The 21038-nt window shown below is 28.3% G+C and carries 15 protein-coding genes; 1 reads left to right on the top strand and 14 read right to left on the bottom strand.

Annotation, left to right across the window (positions count from 1 at the left end; genetic code table 11):
- Nucleotides 1-15: 15 nt before the first annotated feature.
- Complete coding sequence (locus C4N20_RS04580; RefSeq protein WP_005980420.1) at nucleotides 16-1098, bottom strand: NAD/NADP octopine/nopaline dehydrogenase family protein; 1083 nt, start codon at nucleotides 1096-1098, stop codon at nucleotides 16-18.
- A 162-nt stretch (nucleotides 1099-1260) separates the two neighbouring features.
- Between C4N20_RS04580 and C4N20_RS04585 the strand changes: the two genes are divergently transcribed.
- Nucleotides 1261-2190 (top strand): LysR family transcriptional regulator, encoded by a 930-nt coding sequence (locus C4N20_RS04585; RefSeq protein ID WP_005980418.1) that lies wholly within the window; start codon nucleotides 1261-1263, stop codon nucleotides 2188-2190.
- Nucleotides 2191-2316: 126 nt separating this feature from the next.
- Here C4N20_RS04585 and C4N20_RS04590 read toward each other — a convergent pair whose 3' ends face one another.
- The 13 genes from C4N20_RS04590 to C4N20_RS04655 form a co-directional block, all read right to left on the bottom strand.
- Nucleotides 2317-6828, bottom strand: a complete 4512-nt coding sequence (locus C4N20_RS04590; RefSeq protein WP_005980416.1) for a two-partner secretion domain-containing protein — start codon at nucleotides 6826-6828, stop codon at nucleotides 2317-2319.
- Nucleotides 6829-6851: 23 nt separating this feature from the next.
- Entirely contained in the window at nucleotides 6852-8504 is a 1653-nt protein-coding gene (locus C4N20_RS04595; protein WP_005980414.1) for a ShlB/FhaC/HecB family hemolysin secretion/activation protein, read from the bottom strand.
- A gap of 488 nt (nucleotides 8505-8992) precedes the next feature.
- Nucleotides 8993-9601 (bottom strand): cyclase family protein, encoded by a 609-nt coding sequence (locus C4N20_RS04600; RefSeq protein WP_040490866.1) that lies wholly within the window; start codon nucleotides 9599-9601, stop codon nucleotides 8993-8995.
- Between the two features lie 291 nt (nucleotides 9602-9892).
- Nucleotides 9893-11269 carry an APC family permease gene (locus C4N20_RS04605; RefSeq protein WP_005980411.1) on the bottom strand — a complete coding sequence of 459 codons (1377 nt, stop codon included), beginning with the start codon at nucleotides 11267-11269 and terminating at the stop codon, nucleotides 9893-9895.
- Nucleotides 11270-11291: 22 nt separating this feature from the next.
- Nucleotides 11292-11990 (bottom strand): cysteine hydrolase family protein, encoded by a 699-nt coding sequence (locus C4N20_RS04610; RefSeq protein WP_005980408.1) that lies wholly within the window; start codon nucleotides 11988-11990, stop codon nucleotides 11292-11294.
- Between the two features lie 54 nt (nucleotides 11991-12044).
- Nucleotides 12045-14378, bottom strand: a complete 2334-nt coding sequence (locus C4N20_RS04615; RefSeq protein ID WP_005980405.1) for an ATP-binding protein — start codon at nucleotides 14376-14378, stop codon at nucleotides 12045-12047.
- A gap of 167 nt (nucleotides 14379-14545) precedes the next feature.
- Entirely contained in the window at nucleotides 14546-14638 is a 93-nt protein-coding gene (locus C4N20_RS16830) for a helix-turn-helix domain-containing protein (protein WP_081583140.1), read from the bottom strand.
- A 26-nt stretch (nucleotides 14639-14664) separates the two neighbouring features.
- On the bottom strand, nucleotides 14665-15543 hold the full coding sequence (locus tag C4N20_RS04625) for a toxin-antitoxin system YwqK family antitoxin (RefSeq protein WP_005980403.1): 879 nt from the start codon (nucleotides 15541-15543) through the stop codon (nucleotides 14665-14667).
- Between the two features lie 15 nt (nucleotides 15544-15558).
- Nucleotides 15559-16533 carry a membrane protein insertase YidC gene (locus C4N20_RS04630; RefSeq protein WP_005980401.1) on the bottom strand — a complete coding sequence of 325 codons (975 nt, stop codon included), beginning with the start codon at nucleotides 16531-16533 and terminating at the stop codon, nucleotides 15559-15561.
- A 210-nt stretch (nucleotides 16534-16743) separates the two neighbouring features.
- A complete protein-coding gene (locus tag C4N20_RS04635; protein WP_145959526.1) occupies nucleotides 16744-17592 on the bottom strand; it encodes a hypothetical protein in 849 nt (282 codons plus the stop codon).
- A 144-nt stretch (nucleotides 17593-17736) separates the two neighbouring features.
- Entirely contained in the window at nucleotides 17737-18339 is a 603-nt protein-coding gene (locus C4N20_RS04640; RefSeq protein ID WP_005980397.1) for a hypothetical protein, read from the bottom strand.
- A complete protein-coding gene (locus C4N20_RS04645) occupies nucleotides 18324-19781 on the bottom strand; it encodes a hypothetical protein (protein WP_106878556.1) in 1458 nt (485 codons plus the stop codon). Before C4N20_RS04645 ends, C4N20_RS04640 begins: the two co-directional genes overlap by 16 nt.
- Before the next feature lie 291 nt (nucleotides 19782-20072).
- Nucleotides 20073-20624, bottom strand: a complete 552-nt coding sequence (locus tag C4N20_RS04655; RefSeq protein WP_040490864.1) for a hypothetical protein — start codon at nucleotides 20622-20624, stop codon at nucleotides 20073-20075.
- Between the last annotated feature and the right edge of the window lie 414 nt (nucleotides 20625-21038).

A 21038-nucleotide genomic window follows, 5' to 3' on the forward strand; every position in this document is an offset into this window, starting at 1 on the left:
ATTTTTATATTATTTTTATCCCTCATACAAATATGTTTTAATTTGTTCTAAATTCATTCCAGCTATTCCCAGTTCTTTAGCTTTTCTTCCTGTTGCTCTGCAATCTTGTTCCATAGCTATACTTCCTATTGTAATCAAAGAGTCCATTACAGGAGTTTTTACTCCTATCAGTTCAGCTATTACTGACCACCCTACAAGCCCAAAAGGAATATCTTCTGTATAATATCTATTTTTTAACCCGTCAGGACCTTTAATTTTTCCAAATTGCTCATTTCCAGTAATTGCTTCATAAATATTAGTTTTTACACTTCCAGCTGCTGCTAATGAATCAACTACTGATACTGCCTTATAACCAAATTTTTTAATTATCTCCATTCTTTCTTCATCTAATGCTTCAGTTACTTTTCCAACACATGGAGTTATTCCTTCCTTGTAGAACCAGAATTCTCCCTCCATAAGTTCTATTCTTCCAGCATTCATTATGCAGCCAGGTACATGAACTACAGGGTTTAAAGTAAAAAGTCCACTTTCAATTACACTTTCAGCAGCTTCTACATCATAGAATTTTTTTAATTCCTTTAGCACTTCTGCTGTTTTTTTAGCAGGCATCACTCCTGTTTTTACAGGCTCATGAATTCCCATTACCATAGATTCTCCTAGCCCCATAAGTCTTGTATCATATGGAAGTGTATATGTTTCAGCAAATACCACATCTTTTTTAATTCCTCTCTCTTTCATTTTGTTCCAGAAAATAAGAGAACCAAATGTCCCTGCTAAAATTAATATTATCTGCCCATCTTCCAAATGATCTATCAAAAGATCAGCATAGTAACTATGCCCAAATGCAGGAACTGCCATTATTATATATTTCACACCTTTCACGGCCTCAGCTATATCAGTAGTTACCATAGAAAGTTTTCCTACACCCTCACCTAGAACTCCCTGCTGAACTATCTCTTTAGTTTCAAATACTTTCTGCATTTTCCCAGCAAATTTTTCATCTTCAAACATACGAACTTCAAATCCTCTTCTTGCCATATCTGCTGCTGCTGCGTGTGCACCATTTCCTCCACCTAATATTGTTACTAATTCAGCCATGCCCATTCATCCCCTTTTTTAAAATATATTTTTATATACAAACTTTTTATCTATCTAATCTTTTTTATTTTAACATTGAAAATATTTCCTGTATAATCTATAATTTAGATATCAAGTTATATGATAAAAATATAACTAATCCATAAAAAAGGAGAATTTCATATGAATATGCAGCATCTGAAATATGTACTTGAAGTAAATAAAACCCGTTCAATAAATAGAGCTGCTAAAAATCTTTATATGGGACAGCCTAATCTCAGTGCTGCTATCAAAGATTTAGAAGAGGAAATAGGAATTTCTATTTTTTATCGTACTAAAAAAGGCGTTCAGCCTACTAGAGAAGGAGAAAAATTTCTTACTCAGGCTGCAAAGATAATATCACAAGTAATTGAATTAGAATCTTTCTACAAAACTTCTTCAAAATCACTTGTGTTTTTGAGTATAGCCGCTCATAGAGCTACCTATATTACTATTGCTATTTCTAAATTTATAAATAATCTTGAAAATAAGAAGGATATGAATATTACATTTAATGAAACTAACTCTTTAAATGTAATAAATGAAGTGGCTAACGGTAATGCAGAGATAGGTATTATTCGTTATCAAAATATTCATGAAAGTTACTTTCTTTCATTATTAGAAAGCAAAAATATAGTTTTTGAACCTCTATGGGAATTTGAAATGCTCATAACTTTTTCAGAAAATCATCCTCTTGCTTCCTTAGAAAAAATACCTTTTGAAATGTTATCTGATTATATAGAAATAGTATCAGGAGATACCAAGATCCCAACTGTAAAAGATTTTGAAACTCCTGCTTCTTCTAAGTGTATATATGTTTATGATAGAGGAAGTCATATAAATCTACTCGTAAATGTAAAAGGAGCTTTTATGTGGGTGCCTATGCTTCCTGAACATATACTAAAAATAAATCATCTGGTACAAAAGACATGTACAATTCCTTCAATGATTACTAGAGATATTCTTATTCATTCTTCTGAAAGAATTAAAAGTAGTTATGCACAAGAGTTTATTTTATCTTTGCATGATATTATACAAAACATTTCTGCTTCAAATAATGAATTTCTTCTGTAAAATAGTAAAAGGCTGTAGTCAAAAACCTACAGCCTTAGTTTTTTATATTTTTTCAACTTTTATTATTCATGAACTTTACATTAAAACTTGATATCCACTTCTCCAGAGTTTATACTTTCGTATTATTTACTTTATTTCATTTTCCACTACTACATCTATTTTACTGTCCATAAGTGAAGCAAGAGTTTCTTTAGAAAGATATATCTTTGGAACTAAAACTTTTACTCCATTTACCTCTTCTTCTACATACCAGATAATATCATTTTTAAGATTGTTTATCTGCTCTTTTGTAAGGGCTATTCCAATAGATAAGCTAAAATCTTCCATAGCTTTTACAGAATTATCTAATAGTATCTGCATCTGTTCTTTTTCATTTGCAGCTCCATTTAAATACCTTTTCCCAGTATTTTCAAAAATAGCTCTGTTTACTATTCTCGACTCATAAAAAGCATCTCCCAAAAGTCTGACTTCTCTTTCTGGGTTATATCCTATTTTCCTAAAGAAATAATCTGAACCAAGATAATAGCTCATATCTATAAATTTCACATTTGTTTCTATCAAATATGTAAATTCAGGAATTTTATCATTTAAAACATAGTTGTCTCTACTTAATATTTCTTCTTTTCCTACATCTTTTTTCTCTTCAGCACTTACTAAAATATTTTTTGAATTAATTGAATCTTTTGCTACAACGAACAGTCCTTTATCTCCCTCGGGAATTGTAATATAGCTTTCAATATCGATTGTTCCAGTTTTTTCTATATTACTGCTATTTAAAATTACCTGCTCTATACTCATATACCTGTCGTTTACTACATTTGTTTCAGTTAATAAAATCCCATCTCCTATTTCTATAGCAGATATATTTATATTATTTCCTGCTGATATTTTAGTTATTCTATCAGTTTCATTTCCAGAAAAAGAATATCTATAGTTAGTCAAATTATTGCTCTCACCATCTCGAATATTTCCATTTATCAATTTATATGCTGTTATCTTTATATCTCTTCCTGCTAAAATATTCCCCTCTCTATTTACTACATCTCCTGTAGTCTTTAGAGTAATATCTTTTCCTGATGAAATATATGCCATATTTTTTATATAATTTGCAGAAGTTCCCCCAGCAGCAGAATAATTTACTGTAATTTCTCCTAAATTTTCAATTTGTGCCGCCTCTATATAGATATCTCCTATAGCTTCTATAATTCCTGCATTATTCTGTACTTTCCCTAAAGCTTTTATCTCTATATTATTTCCAGAGTGTACCTCTCCCTTGTTATTGATAAAATCTTCTTTGAGTGTCATCATCATATCATTATTTGAATATATTAACGAATAATTTCCATTCAATATATTTTCTGAATTTAAAGTTAATATATTTCCTGAAGCTATCTGTCCATTATTTATCAAATCTTTTGAGTTTATAGTAAGATTATTCTGTGAAGTTAAATATCCACTGTTATTTATATTTTCAGCAGCTGTTATCATATTATCTCTATTTCCTAGAATAATGCTGCCAAAATTATCCATCTTTCCTGAAAGATCAGCAGTAAAACCTCCTGCACTTCCCAAGGTTTTGTTATTTATTAAATTCATTGCATTTACAGTTATATTATTTCCACTGATAAACTTATTATTATTTAAAAAATCTCCTGACAGGTTAAGGACTATATCTCCTCCGTTTTCTATATCTGTATTTGTACTAAGAGATATTGCTGTTATTTTTAAAAGATTATTTCCTGTATAGTTTCCTTCCAGTGTAAAAGAATTAAAAATATTAAGTTCAAGCTGCCCTTGTGATTGTATTTTGCCATCAACATTTTGAATATTTTCTGCCTGAATGTATAGTACAGAATCATTATCAAATACTTTTATATTTCCCAATTGATTATTGAGAGTTCCAGTATTTTCTATATTTATATTTTTTCCTTCTATTGTTCCAGCGTTGTTATTTAATTCTTTTAATACTATATTCCCTTCAGAAATTATGCTTCCTGTATTAGAGACATTCTCTGCTGCTATATCTCCTTTTATTGAAATAATTCCTTCATTGAGCAATTCTTTTTCAAGGCTCAAATGCTCCCCAAGAATAAGTTTTCCAAAAAGGAAATTCAGCAGTCCTTCTCCTTCAAAACTTTTCATAGCAGAAATAGTTCCACTGTTTCTTGCTTTAGATAACTTTATTTTTTCTTTTGCAAGAAGTTTTCCACTGTTATCTATTTCTTTAAGGGTTATATTATTTCCTTGAATTAAATTAGAATTTTCAATAGAATTATCAGTATCAAATATTAAATCCCCATCTCCTATTATTCTACCGCTATTATTAAAAAATTGAGATGTGATACTCATATTATTTCCCGAGAATATATCTCCTTTATTAATTATATTTTTTGAAATTAAATAGAGATTATTTGAACTTTGAATAAGTTTAGCATTTAAAATCTTATTTCCAGAAATAGTAATACTGCTCTTTCCATAGATAGTTCCATAATTTTCCAGTTCATAAACATTTAAGACTCCATTATCTGAAGTTATCAACCCATTATTCACAAGCTTATTTCCATTAATTAAAAGTTCCAAAGCAGATATCTTGTCATTATTTAAAATATTATCACTTAATAGAACAAGCTTATTCCCACTATTTATATTTTTATTATTAGTTACATTCCCTGTTATCTTCATATTTAGAAGAGACAATATATCTCCGCTATTATCAACATTTCCAATTATATCCAGATTTTCACCGTAGATATACCCAGTGTTTATTATATTTCCAGATATATTCAATTCTTTTTCACTCTTTATATCTTTACTATTATTTACATCTCCAACTATTGCTGCCAAATTTTTTCCTTGAACAGTTCCGCTATTTTCCAAATCAGCATTGATATTCAGTGTATCTTCTCCTGTTATCTCTCCGCTATTTTTAATACTTTTTCCTGTAAGGTTTACCTTGTCTCCCTGTATATTTCCAGCATTATCTCCAATTCCATTTAGAAAAATCTGCCCTCCTGCTATCAGTCCAATATTCTCATTTATATATTTAGAAGCTGTGAGAGTGAGGTGATCTTCTCCATAGAGAGTTCCTTTATTTAATATTTGTTCTGCATTTAATTTAGTTGTTTTCCCTGTTATATTTCCACTATTTTCCAAGTAATCTGTAATTTTTAAAGTTAAAACATCACCTTGAATAACTCCATTATTGTATAGAGATTTTGAAGTTATATCTATTGATAAAGAGACAATATTCTTTTCATTTAAAATATTACCTTCATTTTTTATCTCTATACTTTCCCCTGTAATATTTCCCTTATTTGTAAGATTGGCACTTTCTATTTTTACTTTTTTATTAGCAGCTATTGTCCCTGTATTTTCTATATTTTTTGCTTTAATATTTAAATTCTCTACTGTTTTTAATGATTCATTTTTTAAATTTCCACTTAATGCAATATCTGCATTTTCTGCAATAAGTTCTTTATTATCCATATCTTTTGAAGTTATTACTACATTATCTCCTGATATTTTTCCAGCATTGACAATTTTTTCTTCATTGGATATATTTATATTTTTAGAAGATATATTTCCTTTATTTTCAACATTAGAACTTTTTATTGTTATGTTTTTATTTGAAGATATATTTCCAGTATTTACTATATCCTTTGAATTTATATCAATACTATTTTCTGCAACAGCTCTCTCCTGTATTTTTACATTCTCTGCTTTAATATTTATATCGTTCTTTGCCTGAGCATCTTTCAATATCAGATCTCCATTGACATCTATTTCCAGATCTCCCGACCCTGCCAGCATCTCTCCCTGACTGTTTACTCCAACACCTTTTTCTGTACTTTGAAGATATATTCTTCCAGCATAAAGAGACCCCAATGCTTTTGCATCCAGAGCCACCTTAGGTTTATCTCCCTCTTTTTCTGCCTTAACCTTTACTTCTCTTGTTTTATGGTTATACTCATTTCTTCCCAGAACAACATTTACCTCTTCTCCACCATGTACTGCACCATTGAGCTCTGCTGTTCTTGAAACAATATCTACCATTCTTACATTTTTTCCATCTATTCCCTGCCCACCTACTACTACTGTTCCATCATCTATATCAAAACCTTGGAGATCTCCAAGTTCATCTGTTATAGATTTTCCAGTTGTAAGTATTACTCTAGGGGTATTTATAAACCCTGCTCCATTTAGATATATTCCATTTGGGTTTGCCAGAATATACTCAGCAGATTTCCCAACAATTTCAGTATATCCTTCTATTTTACTTCTATTTACACCAGTAACCTCTGTTAAAATAACATCAGCTTCTCTTCCTTTCAAATTGGAATTTCCTTGAATAATACCTCCCAATTGAGTTTTATTATTTTCTTTACTGCTGTTATTTAATAGTATTCCTTCTTTTCCAACATTATATTCTTCAAAATAGTTATGAGAAACTCCATTTTTATTAGGAGCATTTATATTTACTATAGGAACACCATTTGGTGCTCTTTCTACATTTGTTTGCTGACTTCTATTTTGATCAACTACTGTTGCTGCACCCATTACAGAATGTGTAAAGATACTAAAAAAGACGTAAATATAGATTATTAATCTTTTCAGCAGCTTATTTTTTAATATCTCCATTTTAATTTTCCCCCTTAAAATGTTTAAAATCTTGCACTCATACTAAAATATATCTCATGTGTATTTTTCTTTATATATGCAGGAGCTGTCAAAGGCTTTGAATATGAAAAACTCATATCAAAGTTGTTTAAATACATTCTTACACCAATAGTTGCTCCACTCATTTCACTTCCATTTTTCTCATAATAATCATCTTTATATACATCTTTTACTCTTCCATAATCATATGCTATAAATGGTTCTAAAAATTTATAACTGTATCCAATCTCATTTCTTAAATAAAAACCCTTATCTCCCATTATTGAGTTTTCTTTAAAACCTCTCACAGTAGTATCATCACCTATTCCCAGTTTTTCCGAAGAATAAAGTATATCATCTGAATACTGCCCGCTGAAAGAAACTCTGTATGAGAACCTTTGCTCCTTTATCATAAAAGGTTTATACCAGCTTAAATCCGCTGTATATTTTTGAAATTGAGCTCTTGGAGAATAATCACCTTTATTTTCATCTCTTTCTGCTCCAAATTTTTTTATTCCTTCATGGTAAGTTAAACTTCCATAAAAAACTCCATTGTAAAGCCTTCTATTATGGCTGATATCTGCTTTTAATATTGAAAGTTTTCTTGAACTTGTTATTAATTTTATTCCATCAAAATAGTTCTTAGTTTCTTTATTTGTCAAAGTTACTCCCACAGAAGTTTTTCCATCACTGTTTCTATTTATTATTCTTCTTGCTGAGTAATTTATATTTTTTGAGACTCCTGTTATTTCATAAGTATGAGCAAAAGACTCTATTGTAGAAAGATATTCTGATTGATCCTTTGATATTGAAAATTCCCAGTATTTAATTGGAACTCTATAATAAAAAGAAAAATTCTCATTATCCTTGTATTTTCTATTATTTCCAAGCTTACGCTGATAAGTACTGGCAAAAGAATCGTTTATTCCTAAAACATCATCAAAAATAAGAGAAAATTTTATTCTGTCCTTCCCAGTAGATTTCTGCCCCAAGTCATTATAGTTTATGGCTCCAGATATCTTTTTTGTCTTATGATTATCAATTTCTACAATACTCCCACCTAATTCGTCTCCAGCTGTTATGTCTAGCCTTGCATTGTTGGAAGATACAGAATTAAGGTTGTCTATCCCTTGGTCGAGGTCATTTATATTTAATATTTGCCCTCTGCTTATTGGAAAAGAAGTAAAAATTTTTAATTTGTCCTGATTTTTTTCATCTTTAAATCGGATATCTTCTACATGCCCTTCTATCACCTTTAAAAATATTCTTCCATCTGGTATATTTGATTTCTCCATGTCTATTTTTACTCTGACAGAAATATATCCTTCTTCAAGATATAGATTTTCAAGCTCTTTCATCAAATTCAAAATACTTTTTCCACCTTTTTTTCCTATATATCTTTTTTTTAAAGGTTCAATTTGATTTTTTTTCAAAATAGTATTTTCTTCAATAAAAATATCCCTTATTTCACTTCCCATAGCTTGAATATCTTCTTCTATATCATTTAATTTGACTTCATCTTTTATTTCACTCTTTTCTAATTTCCTTATCTCTTCTGCCTGCTTTCTTCTTTCTTCCCTATTTAACTCTTGTTGGTTGGCATGAACACAGTAACTAAATATTAGAAAAATTCCAAAATAGATCCCCTTGATTTTCATAAAATCTCTCCCAACAAAATCTTTACTATATATTTTTTAATTTTTTTAAAATATATATTTAACTGCTTTTAATTTAAAAAAATCTTTTTTATAGCTTTCATCTTTATTTATATATTTTCTCTCTCATTTTTATATTTTTTTAAATTAATTCTATTTTTATTCTAAATATATACTTTTTAATATATCAAAGAGTACAAACTATATTTTAATCGTATATTTTAAATATTATCATCTTTTGGTTATTTTATATACATAAATATTGAAACGTATACTTTTAAAAGTTATTAATATTCTTGTAACCCAATTTTTTCATATTATACAAATTCTAAATCACTTTAATTATATAAATATATAATTTAAATTGTAGGTTATAAATAAAAAATATAATAAAAACCCCAGAAATACTATCCGAGGCTTCAAAATTTAAAAATATTTATTTTTATAAGACTTTACTACCTAAAAAGATGAAATCAAAGTCATTATATCTTTTACATTTCTATAGCAACAGCTCTAATAGGACATCCATCTATTGCTGTTTTTAAAGGAATACATGAAAAATAAAATTCTTTATTTAAAATATTTTCTAATTCACACAAATTCTCTACTATTATCTTATCAGCTGCTAGAAGGAGTTTATGATTTCCCATTTCTTTAGAATCATAGCTGTCTGGGGAAATACAATCTATTCCAATTCCTTTTAAATGAGAATTTGCTATTTTTTCAACTATTTCTTTTGAAATAATTGGATAGTCTTTAAAATAATCTTCCTTATCCCAATATTTATCCCATCCAGTATAAATCAGTAGATAGTCAATATTTTTAATGAAATCAAAATCAAAGTTTTCTAAATTTTCAAAAGAAATGCATAGCCCTTTTCCCAAAAATGTATCAACTGGAAAATCACAGATATTCCTTCCATTTTCTATTAAATGAAGAGGAACATCTAAATGAGTCCCAAGATGTGAAGTTAGACCTAAACATGTTACATTGAAATTATCTTTTTCATATGAAAAAAGAGGCTTAATGTTTGGTTTTTCTGCATCACAATATGCAGTCATATTATTTTTTATTTCATGTGTTAAGTCATATATTTTCATAAATCCCTCACTATTCTCTCTGAATACAATTATTTTATTACTCAATATTATTATACTAGATTTCATCACTATTTAAAAAATTATTATTGATGTTTTGTAATATATTTCAAACTATTTTCTAAGGTTATAATTCACATTATTCATCTTAATTATTTTTATTTTTTTCTTAGATAAAAATATATAAAGTAAGAAAATATAAAAAGCCCATAAAATTTAGAATATTCATTTCTAAAGATACATGGGCTGAATTTTTTAACTTAATAATAAATTAATATTATTTACAATTTGTCTCTAATTATTTAGAATTTCTTCTTCTGAAATATCTGTATCAGGAGAAATAATTATCTTTTTCCATTCAACAGGCTTTTTCTTTTGCATTATTTTAGCATAAATCCACATAAATATCCCTCCTGAAAAATATATTCCCAGTACTAGAAGACTTCCTGAACTTATTTCTCCAAAGCATGTATAAATAACCCATAGTGTAAAACAACAACTTATCAGTGCAACTAAAGGCCATACTTTTACTTTATATGGTCTGTTCCATTGAGGTTTCTTTATTCTTAATGAAACAAAAGATATTGTAACTATAAAATATACAATTCCAGCCGTAATCCCATAGATTGTATAAATATAATTTACCCATTTATCTGGTGCAAATACAGTAAAAAACATAGCAAGTACTCCAACTGTAATATTTGCATTTATAGGCTGCCCTTCTTTATTAAGAACTCCAAAAAGTCTTGTCATTTGATGCTGTTTAGAAGCTCCATATAAAGTTCTTGAAGCAGACAGCCAAAAGCCTGGAATTGTTGTTATGCACACTAAGCATCCCATAATTACAATAATTATAGCAAGCCAATGTTTTCCTATATAATCTGCTACTCTTGGGTCTACTACATCTGTATTTATTATTTGATTTGTTGTAAATATTCCCCCAACCCCAATTACTGCCATTCCATAGATTAATACAGTAAGTCCGATAGCACCTATAAAAGCTATCCAAAGCTTATTCTTAGGAAAATTTGTTTCTTCAGATAATTGAGGTATCAAGTCAAACCCTATGAATTTCATCATTAACAAGGCTATTGCAGCTGTGAATCCCTTGCTCCCCATAGGGAAGAAAGGCTTCATTACTTCTATACTCCAATTACCATTAAATACAAATATCAAAGAAGCCCCTACTGAAACAACAAGAGTACTCCAATAAAGAATCCCTTGAATTTTTGCCAGAATCTTCAGCTCTCTGTTAGCTAAAAAATATGCTCCTGTTGTCAAAACCACTGCAAGTATTTTAGTCTGCATAAATGATACAGGAAAAAAATATGTCAGCATACTGGCTATCCCATAGGTAACAGTAGGCATAGCCATAATATACAGCAGCAGCAACGCCCAGCAAGTGAAGAAGCCTGCATCCCAATTAAATGCATTAGTTGCCCATATATTAGCTCCCCCAGCATATGGAAGCATTGCAGTCATTTCAGTATAAATAAAGCATAAAGGCAGTATGAGCAATGCACATACTAATAATGCCAAGGCAGATGTGACCCCTGTCAACTCAAACCAATATCTTATTTCCACCATCCATGCAGCAACCATACCACCAGAAGCCATTGCAATCAAACTTGTTAATGATAATTCTTTTTTTAAGCCATTTGTTTCCCCCATGTCTTTCCTCCTTTTAAATTGATTACATATTTTTTTGTAATACTTCTAGCGTTTCATCAGTGGAAAGTACATTACAATAAATTATATTCATTATTCTAAGTTCATCATCATGAAGCTTTATATCTGGAGCTGCACAGCAGTCCTCTACACATATTACCTTAAAACCGGCATCAGCAAGGCTTCTTACAGTTCCAGCTACACATTGATCTGTTACTATTCCAGTAACTACTACTGTTTCTACTCCCATATTGCAGAGCATTCTTTCATAGCTGGTACTATTTAGAACGCTGTCAGTAGTCTTATTTACAACTATTTCTCCTTTTAATGGCTTTAGTTCATCTATCATTTCAGCTTCAACTGAGTCTACATGAAGAAATATACCATTCCACCCCTCAGTTTTTTGAACAGGAGCTCTGTCATCTCCCTTCGGATGAAGACATGCAATACGCCCAAAAGTTACATACATATCGTTTTTTCTAAAAAAATCTAATAATTTTACTGTATTGGGAATTACTATATCATCTAGCCTATCATGAAAAGGAAGCCATCTTTCCCAATCTCCTCTTTCTTTATACACTATTGCTTCCCCTATCTCTCTTGATACAAACTCTTTCTGCATATCTACAATTAACAGAGCTGTTTTCTTAGGGGTTAAAACAATGTCAGGAATTTCTTCCATATCTTGATAATAGAATGACAGATACTTTTTGTTAACTTTCATAAATCTCCTCCTAAATATATTTATTTTTTCCTGATGTTAAAAGCTATATAGATATTAGTTCACTGGCAGAAAAATATGGACAGCTGTTCCTGAACCTTTTATACTTGAGATTTCAATATCTCCATTCATATTTTCTAAGATTTTCTTAGTAATCCACAATCCCAAACCTGTATTTAAAGAATCTGAAGACGTTGTAACAAAAGGGTCAAATATAGTGGCTTTAATCTTATCATCAATTCCAGGTCCATCATCAATAATTGATACAACAATATATTTTTTCCGGTTTCTCATTATATTTTTTCCTTCTATTAATAAATTCCCTCCATTCTTTAGTGCTGTTAATGCATTAGTGAAGATATTTAAAAATACCTGTTTAATTGGCTCAACTTTTCCCTTATAGATAAATGGAGAGTGAGAAAAGTTTCTTTCTATTTTTACATTTATACGAGAACTTTCTTTTCTTGAAATAAATATTATCTGTTCTATTAATTTTTCTATATCAATTTCCCTCTCTTCCAGCTTGGAAATTCTTGAATAGTCAAGAAGATTCATTATTATTTCTTCAGCTTCAGACAATGTTTCATTTATTATATTGAGCTGGTTTTCTATTTTTTTATTTTCTATATTTTTCATATAATTTCTCAGTAAATATACAGAACCCTTTATAACAGCAATTGGAGTTTTTAATTCATGGGCAATAGCTGAAGACAGCTGCCCTATTCCTGCCATTTTTTCTTTTTGAGAAAGTTCTTTTTCTATAATAATTCTTTCAGTTATATCATAGCTGTATACTACAACTTCTCTTGAATTTTTTTCTTTTCCATTAATTGGATAATAGGATATTTCAAATATTTTATCTTTTATTGGAATGATGGAGATATCTTCTCTTCCTTCTTCCATAACTTTTTTTAATTTGCACTCTGGACAGATACAGCTTTGGGCAGCAATCACATCATAGCATTTTTTCCCTACAACCTCTGTCAGGCTTTTTCCTATTAACTGAAGTCCTTTTTCATTGAGCAAAATTATTCTACATTCACTATCAACAATCATTAGAAGTCCGCCTATACTATTAAATATCGTTTTTATTTCTGTGTTTTTCTGTATAAGTTCATCAATATATGCCTTTATACTCAAGCTCATTGAATCAAATGCCATAGACAATTCATTGATCTCATCATAATAGAAATCACTTGCATTTATTTCATAATTACCTTCTGATATTTTTCTCGCTCTTCCTACTAGAGAAAGAACTGGTTTTGAATAATTTTTCAATAAAAAATATGTAAAAAAGAAAAGAAGTATGATAGATAACCCTACTAGATAGAGCAATGACTTCCATGTAAAAATTTTAATTGAAGCAAATTCATTCTGATCAACTTCTACTGCTATTTTCCAAGGGAGCCCCTCTATTGAAGAATATACTATTACATTTTCTGTACTTCCATCTTTGTATCTAACTACTCCGCTCTTGTCTCTTACTACTTTTTCCAGAGCTTTCTTGTATTCAGGACTTAGATTTGTATCCTTTATTATATTGATTCGAGCCAGATCCCCTTTAGTTTTAGAAGAAAGAGGAACCCCAGGATGATATATGATTTCCCCTGAATTATATAAAAGAAAAGAAATTCCTGACTTTCCAAGTCTGAAGTCTTCCATAAAATCTTTTTGAATAGTTTCAAAATTTACATCTATACTTGTAAAACCAATTACCTCATCATTTACATATATCGGATGAGTGCAGGTAATACACCAGCCAGTTCCCATAAAATCAAGATATGGTTCTGACCATATTGATTTTTTGCTGGAACTCTGCTTCAATGCCTCTATATAAAATGGGTCATTCAACTGCATATGTTCTGAAGAATACATATTCATTTCAGAATAAGGATAAACCCTTAAAAATCCATTAAGCATTGGAATAGCTTGCCATGATATGTATGGAATATTTTTAGCAGCCTGCCTAAATTGAACATCTAATTTTTCTGACTGCATAATCATTGAAATCATTTTTTCATCAATTTTCTGATTTTTAGGCAGAAAAACAGATGAACCTTTTTCAAGTCTATTTTTATCTTTCCTGACTAAAACTCCTCTTTCAGATGTATAATACTCATCAGATAATTTTGTAATCTCTTCATCTTCTAAATAATTTTCTGTCCATCTAGCAAGATTTTCTGCTTCATTTTCAATTCTTTCTATAACTAGAGATATTAATTGAGATTTCTCTCTCGCAATTTCATTTAGCGTGTCTTCCAGATTTTCATTTGATTGCTTTCTATCCTGCTGAAATAAAAAATAACTAAATAATATGACAGATATTAAATGAAACAAAATAAATAAAAATAACATTTGCGAAACAAAAGAACGCCTCTTAAGCTTTTTCATAATTTCCTTCCTCAATCTTTATATAGTAGTATATAAGCAAAAAATATGCCAAGATAACAATCTATCCAATTTTCAATATAAAAACTAAAAAAGTATGCAAAATATATTGCATACTTCTTTTAAATTATTTTCTTCCCACAGCTGTATAATTTTTTTCCTATCCCAGGTCAAGATATGTTACACTCTCTTATTTTTAATTCTTTAATCTTTAACTGCAAAGTTTTTCTTGAAATTTTCAGTATCTCAGCAGTTTTAGAAATATTCCAATTATTTTCCTCTAATTTTTTTAAAAGAAAATTGTTTTAATATTTCCATTTTTATAGTAATATTTCCATTCTCCTGTTTGTTCTCCTATTTCCAATATCTCGGCATCTTTTCCACCAAAATTTCCTTCCATCTCAAGACTTCCATCCTCATGAAAATATCTCCATTTATTTATCCTATATCCTTTCCAAATAGTTCCTTCATATTTTAAATTCCCATTTGGATAAAGTTCTCTTGTAGGCTCTTCTTTGAAAATATATTCTTCCTTCTCTTCTTGCATTGGAATACCATCATTTATATCTCTGATTTCTATAAACTTATATCCTTTTAAATCACTCTTTTCTATATATTTTTTAAAATTTTCATTACAATAGATTCCTAAAATAGCACGTTTGAAGTTTCCAACCTCTCTAGCTCTAAAAATATCATTATCTTTTATTTTTGAAAAATCAAGCATATATTGGTCATCTATTTCAGGAGATCCTTTTACATAACATTCTTCACTTTCCATTACATTCATAATATACAATGGAATATTTTTATAATAAACTTCTATATATTCAATATTTTTATCCTTATATTTTTTTTGAATATACTCTTTTGCTTTTTCTGATAATAGTATTGTTTCTCCAAATCCTGCAATATACATCATATCTGGTAATTCAGAAATTTTATCTTCTGTCATTAAATTAATATATATTTTCAAATCACCTATTGACATGTTTCTTCTTTCTCTCATTTTTATTTCCTCCATTAGAGAAAAGTCATTAATATCAATCCAATTTAAAAAATCTACTATTTCTTCTTTTGTAAATTTAGAATTTTCTATTTTAAAATTTTCTTTTGCTCCAAATACAGGTTCATTATTATCAAAACTAAAATCAATTTTATATACTTTCATTTAATTTCCTCCTTATTATTTTGCATTATTTATTTTTAACTTCCCTGTTTGCAAATCATTTTTTATATCATCTATGGCCTTTACTACTTTTTCAGTTATAACCATTATATTCTTATCTTCTACTTTAGGAGGTTCATTTACAAGAGTTCCTGTATCTGGTAAATCTTTAGTTCCTCCATCATGAGCTGTATTTGTCACTGGTGGAATTGGTGGCGTTCCTGGGGACTCATGAATATCTTTATCATGTAACTCTTCTGGCTTTTTTCCAACAAGGATAGGAGGCAATTTAAATTCATCAGGTATCTCCCCTGGAAATGTTAATGTTCCTATCCCCTCTTCAGCCCCTATTATAATATTTTGTTTTGCTAAAAAGGCTTCCATATAAATTTGATGAAATTCAGCATAGGCTATTCCTTTATCTTTAACAGATTCCCATTCCTTCTTTAGCTCTTCTTGAAATTTATTCCAAGTTTCTTTATTTTCTTCAGAGTTTTGTATATAATAATATCCTCCAATAAGTACTACTCCACCTACTAATACTGGAAGCGGAACTGGAACAGCAAATTTTTCCTTATATTCGTCAGGAATTTTATTTTGAAGTTCTATTGCCTTCTCTCCATTTGGTAAGTCTTTATATTTATCTTTCAATTTTTCAAGTTGGCTGTTGTATTCTCCATTTGTTTCACTTGTATTTATAACTACATTTATTTTTTTCTCTATATTTCCTGCTGTTTTTTCATCTTTATCATAAGTATTAAAGTGCCCTAGTTCATGTCCTAATTTGCTTAAAACATCAGAACTATTTAAATCTTCTTTTGTTATAAATATACGTTCATTACCATCATATCTACTATCTACTACCTCTGTTTTTGAACCTATTATCACCTCAGGCATTTTCCCTTCATACTTTCTATCTTTTAAGAAACCAGCGATTAATTCATTAACTACATTTCTTTTATCTATATCAGATAAATTAGGATCTCCTAACATTGCTAGATATTCTTTTTGATTAACTGCATATTTATTAAATAGATTTCCACTGCTGTTGCATTTATATCTTGTCTCTTATCCTGTCCTCCTGTTACTATTGATAAGTTTGGAACTCCTGTTCCTTTTATGGTGATTCCTCCACCACTTACCTTATTTGTCTCTTTATCTTTTAAATGCTCTACTGTTATATTTTCAGCCTTTACTATCAGTTTAAAAGCTATATTTTATTAACATTTGCCTTAAATCTTCAGGAAAATCTTCTGCCCATCCTCTATATAAAGTTTCTTGATCAGTTCCCTTTATATTATTATATTTAATAGTTAAATAAGTTTTCTTGAACAAAATTGGAGGTATTTTCGTTTTAGGTTTTATTATATTGCCCTCTTTATCTAATATCTCTATTTCTCCTATATCTATTATTAAGTCATTATCTTTTGTATTTCGTATATCTATTGGTGGTTCAAAAGGATAAACTAGTCCATCTTTAGAATTAAGTGGATCAATTTTTATTTGCTCTTTAGAAATAATATATTCCTTTCCGTTTATTATAAATTTAATATCATTGTAAAATTTGATATAATGATTTTTAAATCTATTTTCTTTTGTAGGTGCTTCAAGTTGATAATAATGATTAAACATAATTCCATATAATTGATAAATTTTATCTTTAGGAATTCCTATTCTATTTACTTTCCCATCTTCTATTATTCCATAAGCTCTATTTGCATAAATATATGTTGTTATTTTAGGTTTTGCTTCTAATTTTATGTAACTACAAAATATTAAAAGAAGTAATATTAAGTTTAAATTCCTATTTTTCATTTTTTGCATTATTTTATCTAATACATTCTTTCCTTTTTGAACTTTTGTTTGTTCAGTAGGTTCTAGTGCTTGACCTTTTGTGTATCCACTATGATAATCCATAAAATTTTTATTCTCTAATTTTAAAATAGCCTCATCTGTTTCCACATTCCCAGGATTTCCTCCAACTAATGTTCCTACTAAATCATTTATATCAACTCTTTGATCTATATTAGCCATATTTCCATTTTCTTTCATATAGTTTTTAAAATCTTCAACTGGTAATGCTGATCCACTCAATATAATAGTATTAGTTTTTATTTTCCAGTTAATTTTGTTAAATATTTTTTAATATCTTAATAAGTAGCCTAAAATTTTCTTAGGCTACCTATAAAATATTAATTATCTATTTTTCCAAGGAAGTGTTTTTTCTTCTATTGTTAAATCATCTGCATTTTCTGTTACATAGTTGAATATCTTTTCAACTACTGTTAAATTGAAATTAGGAGCATCAAAATAATATTTAAATTTTTCTATATCTTCCTTCCAATTTGGATAGTTTTTTTTATATTCATGCATAAATTCTTTAGTACTTGCTAATATCCCATAATTTTCCATAGTTAATATTATCGCCCAATTTTTTTTTGAAGAATAAATTACGTTTTCAAGGAGTATTTCTAAGTCATTATATTCTTCATAAGAAATATTTTTATTTAAGGAGATTAAGCTATCTTCTTCAGTTAAAATAAATTCATTATTTTTATATCCTTCACTTAAATAAATATAAAAACATTTTTCTCCAAATTGTTTCATTGTTTTTATAAGAGCTTCATATTGTTTCTGTGTTAGATAAAAAGAATATTCATCATCCCCTGATTGAGATAAAATAATTCTTTCTGGAATTAAATTATCATTGAAATTATTTATTTCATCAAAATTTGAAATTCTTATTAATGACTGGTATATTTTTTGTGCCTCCAATGTATTTATTATTTCTTTTTCCATGTAAACTCCTCCGTCTTTTCGATAAATTTTAGTTTTTCTAGTCCTTTTATTCCTTTTATTGTTATGGTAGGAACATAATCTGATTTATATGAAGACATATTTCTGTATGAAAAAATAATTCCATCTTTATTTTTTCCAACAATAGTACCATTTGAAGTTATTTTCACTGTTTCAGGTAATACTTGTGAATCAAAAAACTTTTTAGCATCAGTAGCATTACCTAAAAGTTCCCTATTAACAGTTTGTTTTCCATAAGGAAGATTTTTTATTTCTTCTGCACTCCATTTTCTGTTATAAAGTTCTTTTATTTTTCCATTTTCAATACTTTCTTTAAGTAAATTTTTATCTGAAACTATTTCTTTAAATCCTTTTTCACTTTGTTCTTTAACAATATACTCTACAATATTTCCTGTTTCTTTTTTTACTACTTTTTCTGTTGTCTCTTCTACAACTTCTTTAGATGTTGATTTTACCAAATCTGATAGTTTACCTATTACTTTTCCTGACTTTGAAACAACATATTTTCCACCAGAAGTAGTAATAATCCATTTTCCTCCTATTTTAAGTATAGCTCCTGCTGTCTCTCCTAGAACTGCTCCTTCTATTTGTTCTAATATGAAATCTTTTTGGATAGGAGTTACAACTACTCTCCCATCTTTCATTTCATCTAGTATAATCACTTTATTACCATTATAATAAAGCTGCCCATCTTTTGTCTCTATTTTATTAGTTTCTACTATATCAGGAGCTCCTGCTGTTTGTGATGAAAAACCAAGATCAATAATTAAAGGTAAAAGTCTTTCTTTTTCATTATCAGGAATAGTTGCAAGCCATTCTCTTGTTTCTTCTTCTGTTTTTAAATTCTTATACTCTTCTTTCAAAATTTCTAAGTAGTCATTGTATTTTCCTTGAGTATCTGTTTCTTCTAAAGTCCCCATTTTACCTTCTACTATCTTAGCTGTATCTTCTTTTCCATCATCATATGATACCAGATGTCCTAATTCATGTCCAAGATCTTCTAAGAAAGATAATCCATTAAGTTTTTCTTTACTTATAACTACTTTTCCTCTTGTTGAAAGGCTTTCTTCTCCTATTAGAACATCTACTTTCGGTCCTTTATAACCTCTACTAGTAAGAAATGTATTCACTGCTGCATTTAATACTCTTTGTTTATCTTCTATTGATATATTAGGGTCTCCTAGTAGTCCTTTATACCTTGGATCTTTATTTATATGTGCTTCAAGTAAACGTCCATACTTATGTGCTTTATATGTGTTAAGAACTCCTCCTGAATCAGAACTTACTATTGATTGAATTATTTCTGATAAGTTTACTCCTAAGTCTGCTATCTTTTCTCTTTCTGACTGATTTAATAAATCTGTATGAAGTTCTGCATCTAATACTTTATCTTCATCTTTTGTTATGACTTGGGCTTTATCCAAGTCTGTATTAAATCCTAGCTCTTCAGCAGTTTTATTATCTCCCTTTACTATAAAATCTGTATTTACTGCTGTTGCATTTGTATCTTGCCTCTTATCCTGCCCTCCTGTTACTACTGATAAGTTGGGAGCTCCTGTTCCTTTTATGTTGATTCCTCCACCACTTACTTTATTTGTATCTTTATCTTTTAAATGCTCTACTGTTATATTTTCAGCTTTTACTCACTACTATTGAAAAATACTTTTAATCTCTTAATGAGTAGCCTGAAAATAATTCGGGCTACCTATAAAATATTAAAGTTTTTTACTTTTTTCTCTTTGTTCTAATATTAAAGTTTTTATTGTATCATAATCATTTTTTGATAAATCATATCCAAAACTATAAATATTATTATTAAAAATAAATTTCATCCGTCTATAATTACTACAAGAAAAATTTGATAAATTAGTAATAAAAATTCTTTTTAAATCTATTTTGTCAGTATTATCATATTTTAATTCTAAAATTTTATTATTTAATATTTGTGTCTCTTGAAAAATTTTTCTTATCCCATAATAATTTATATAAATTTTATCTTCTTTTAAAATTATTTCTTCATCTGCAAAAAAAGAAACTATTAACTTCTTAATTTCAACAAAATAAAATAAACCTAAAAAAAGAAAAGTAAGTAAACCTACATTTGTTCCTAAAATTGATAAAAAAATTGGAAAAAAAATACAAGGTAAAAAATCAATTAAATAATATTTAAAATAAATTTTATTCATTTTTTTTATTACAATAAAGTTATCTTTTTTTTCAATTCGCATTTTTTCTTGTATGATAAATATATAAAAATATTTATCCATCCTCCTTTTTTTATTTTTAATTAGAAATATAAAGTTTTTAGATAATTAATTATTCTGTATTATTTATCCAGTTTTTGATTAAATATTATACAAGTTTTTAACTGTTTTAAATTTTTTTATATCAAGTATAGCATAATACATATATTAAAATATGAGCAAAATATAGATAAAAAACTTTGTTAATATTATACAAATAAATTTTCTTCTTTAATATTGATTTAGAAAAAGAATATATTAAAATTAAAAAAAAGCTGAAAAAAATTATTTTTAATATTGTATTTTCTATTGTTCCTATAATTATTACAAAACTCTGAAAAATCAAGTAACTATAACCTAAACAACTTATTAAAACTTGAAAATTTAAAAGTTTATTTTGAAAAATATGTAAAATTATAAAAACCATTATGTAATATT

Source organism: Fusobacterium ulcerans (assembly GCF_003019675.1).
Taxonomy (GTDB): Bacteria; Fusobacteriota; Fusobacteriia; order Fusobacteriales; family Fusobacteriaceae; genus Fusobacterium_A; species Fusobacterium_A ulcerans.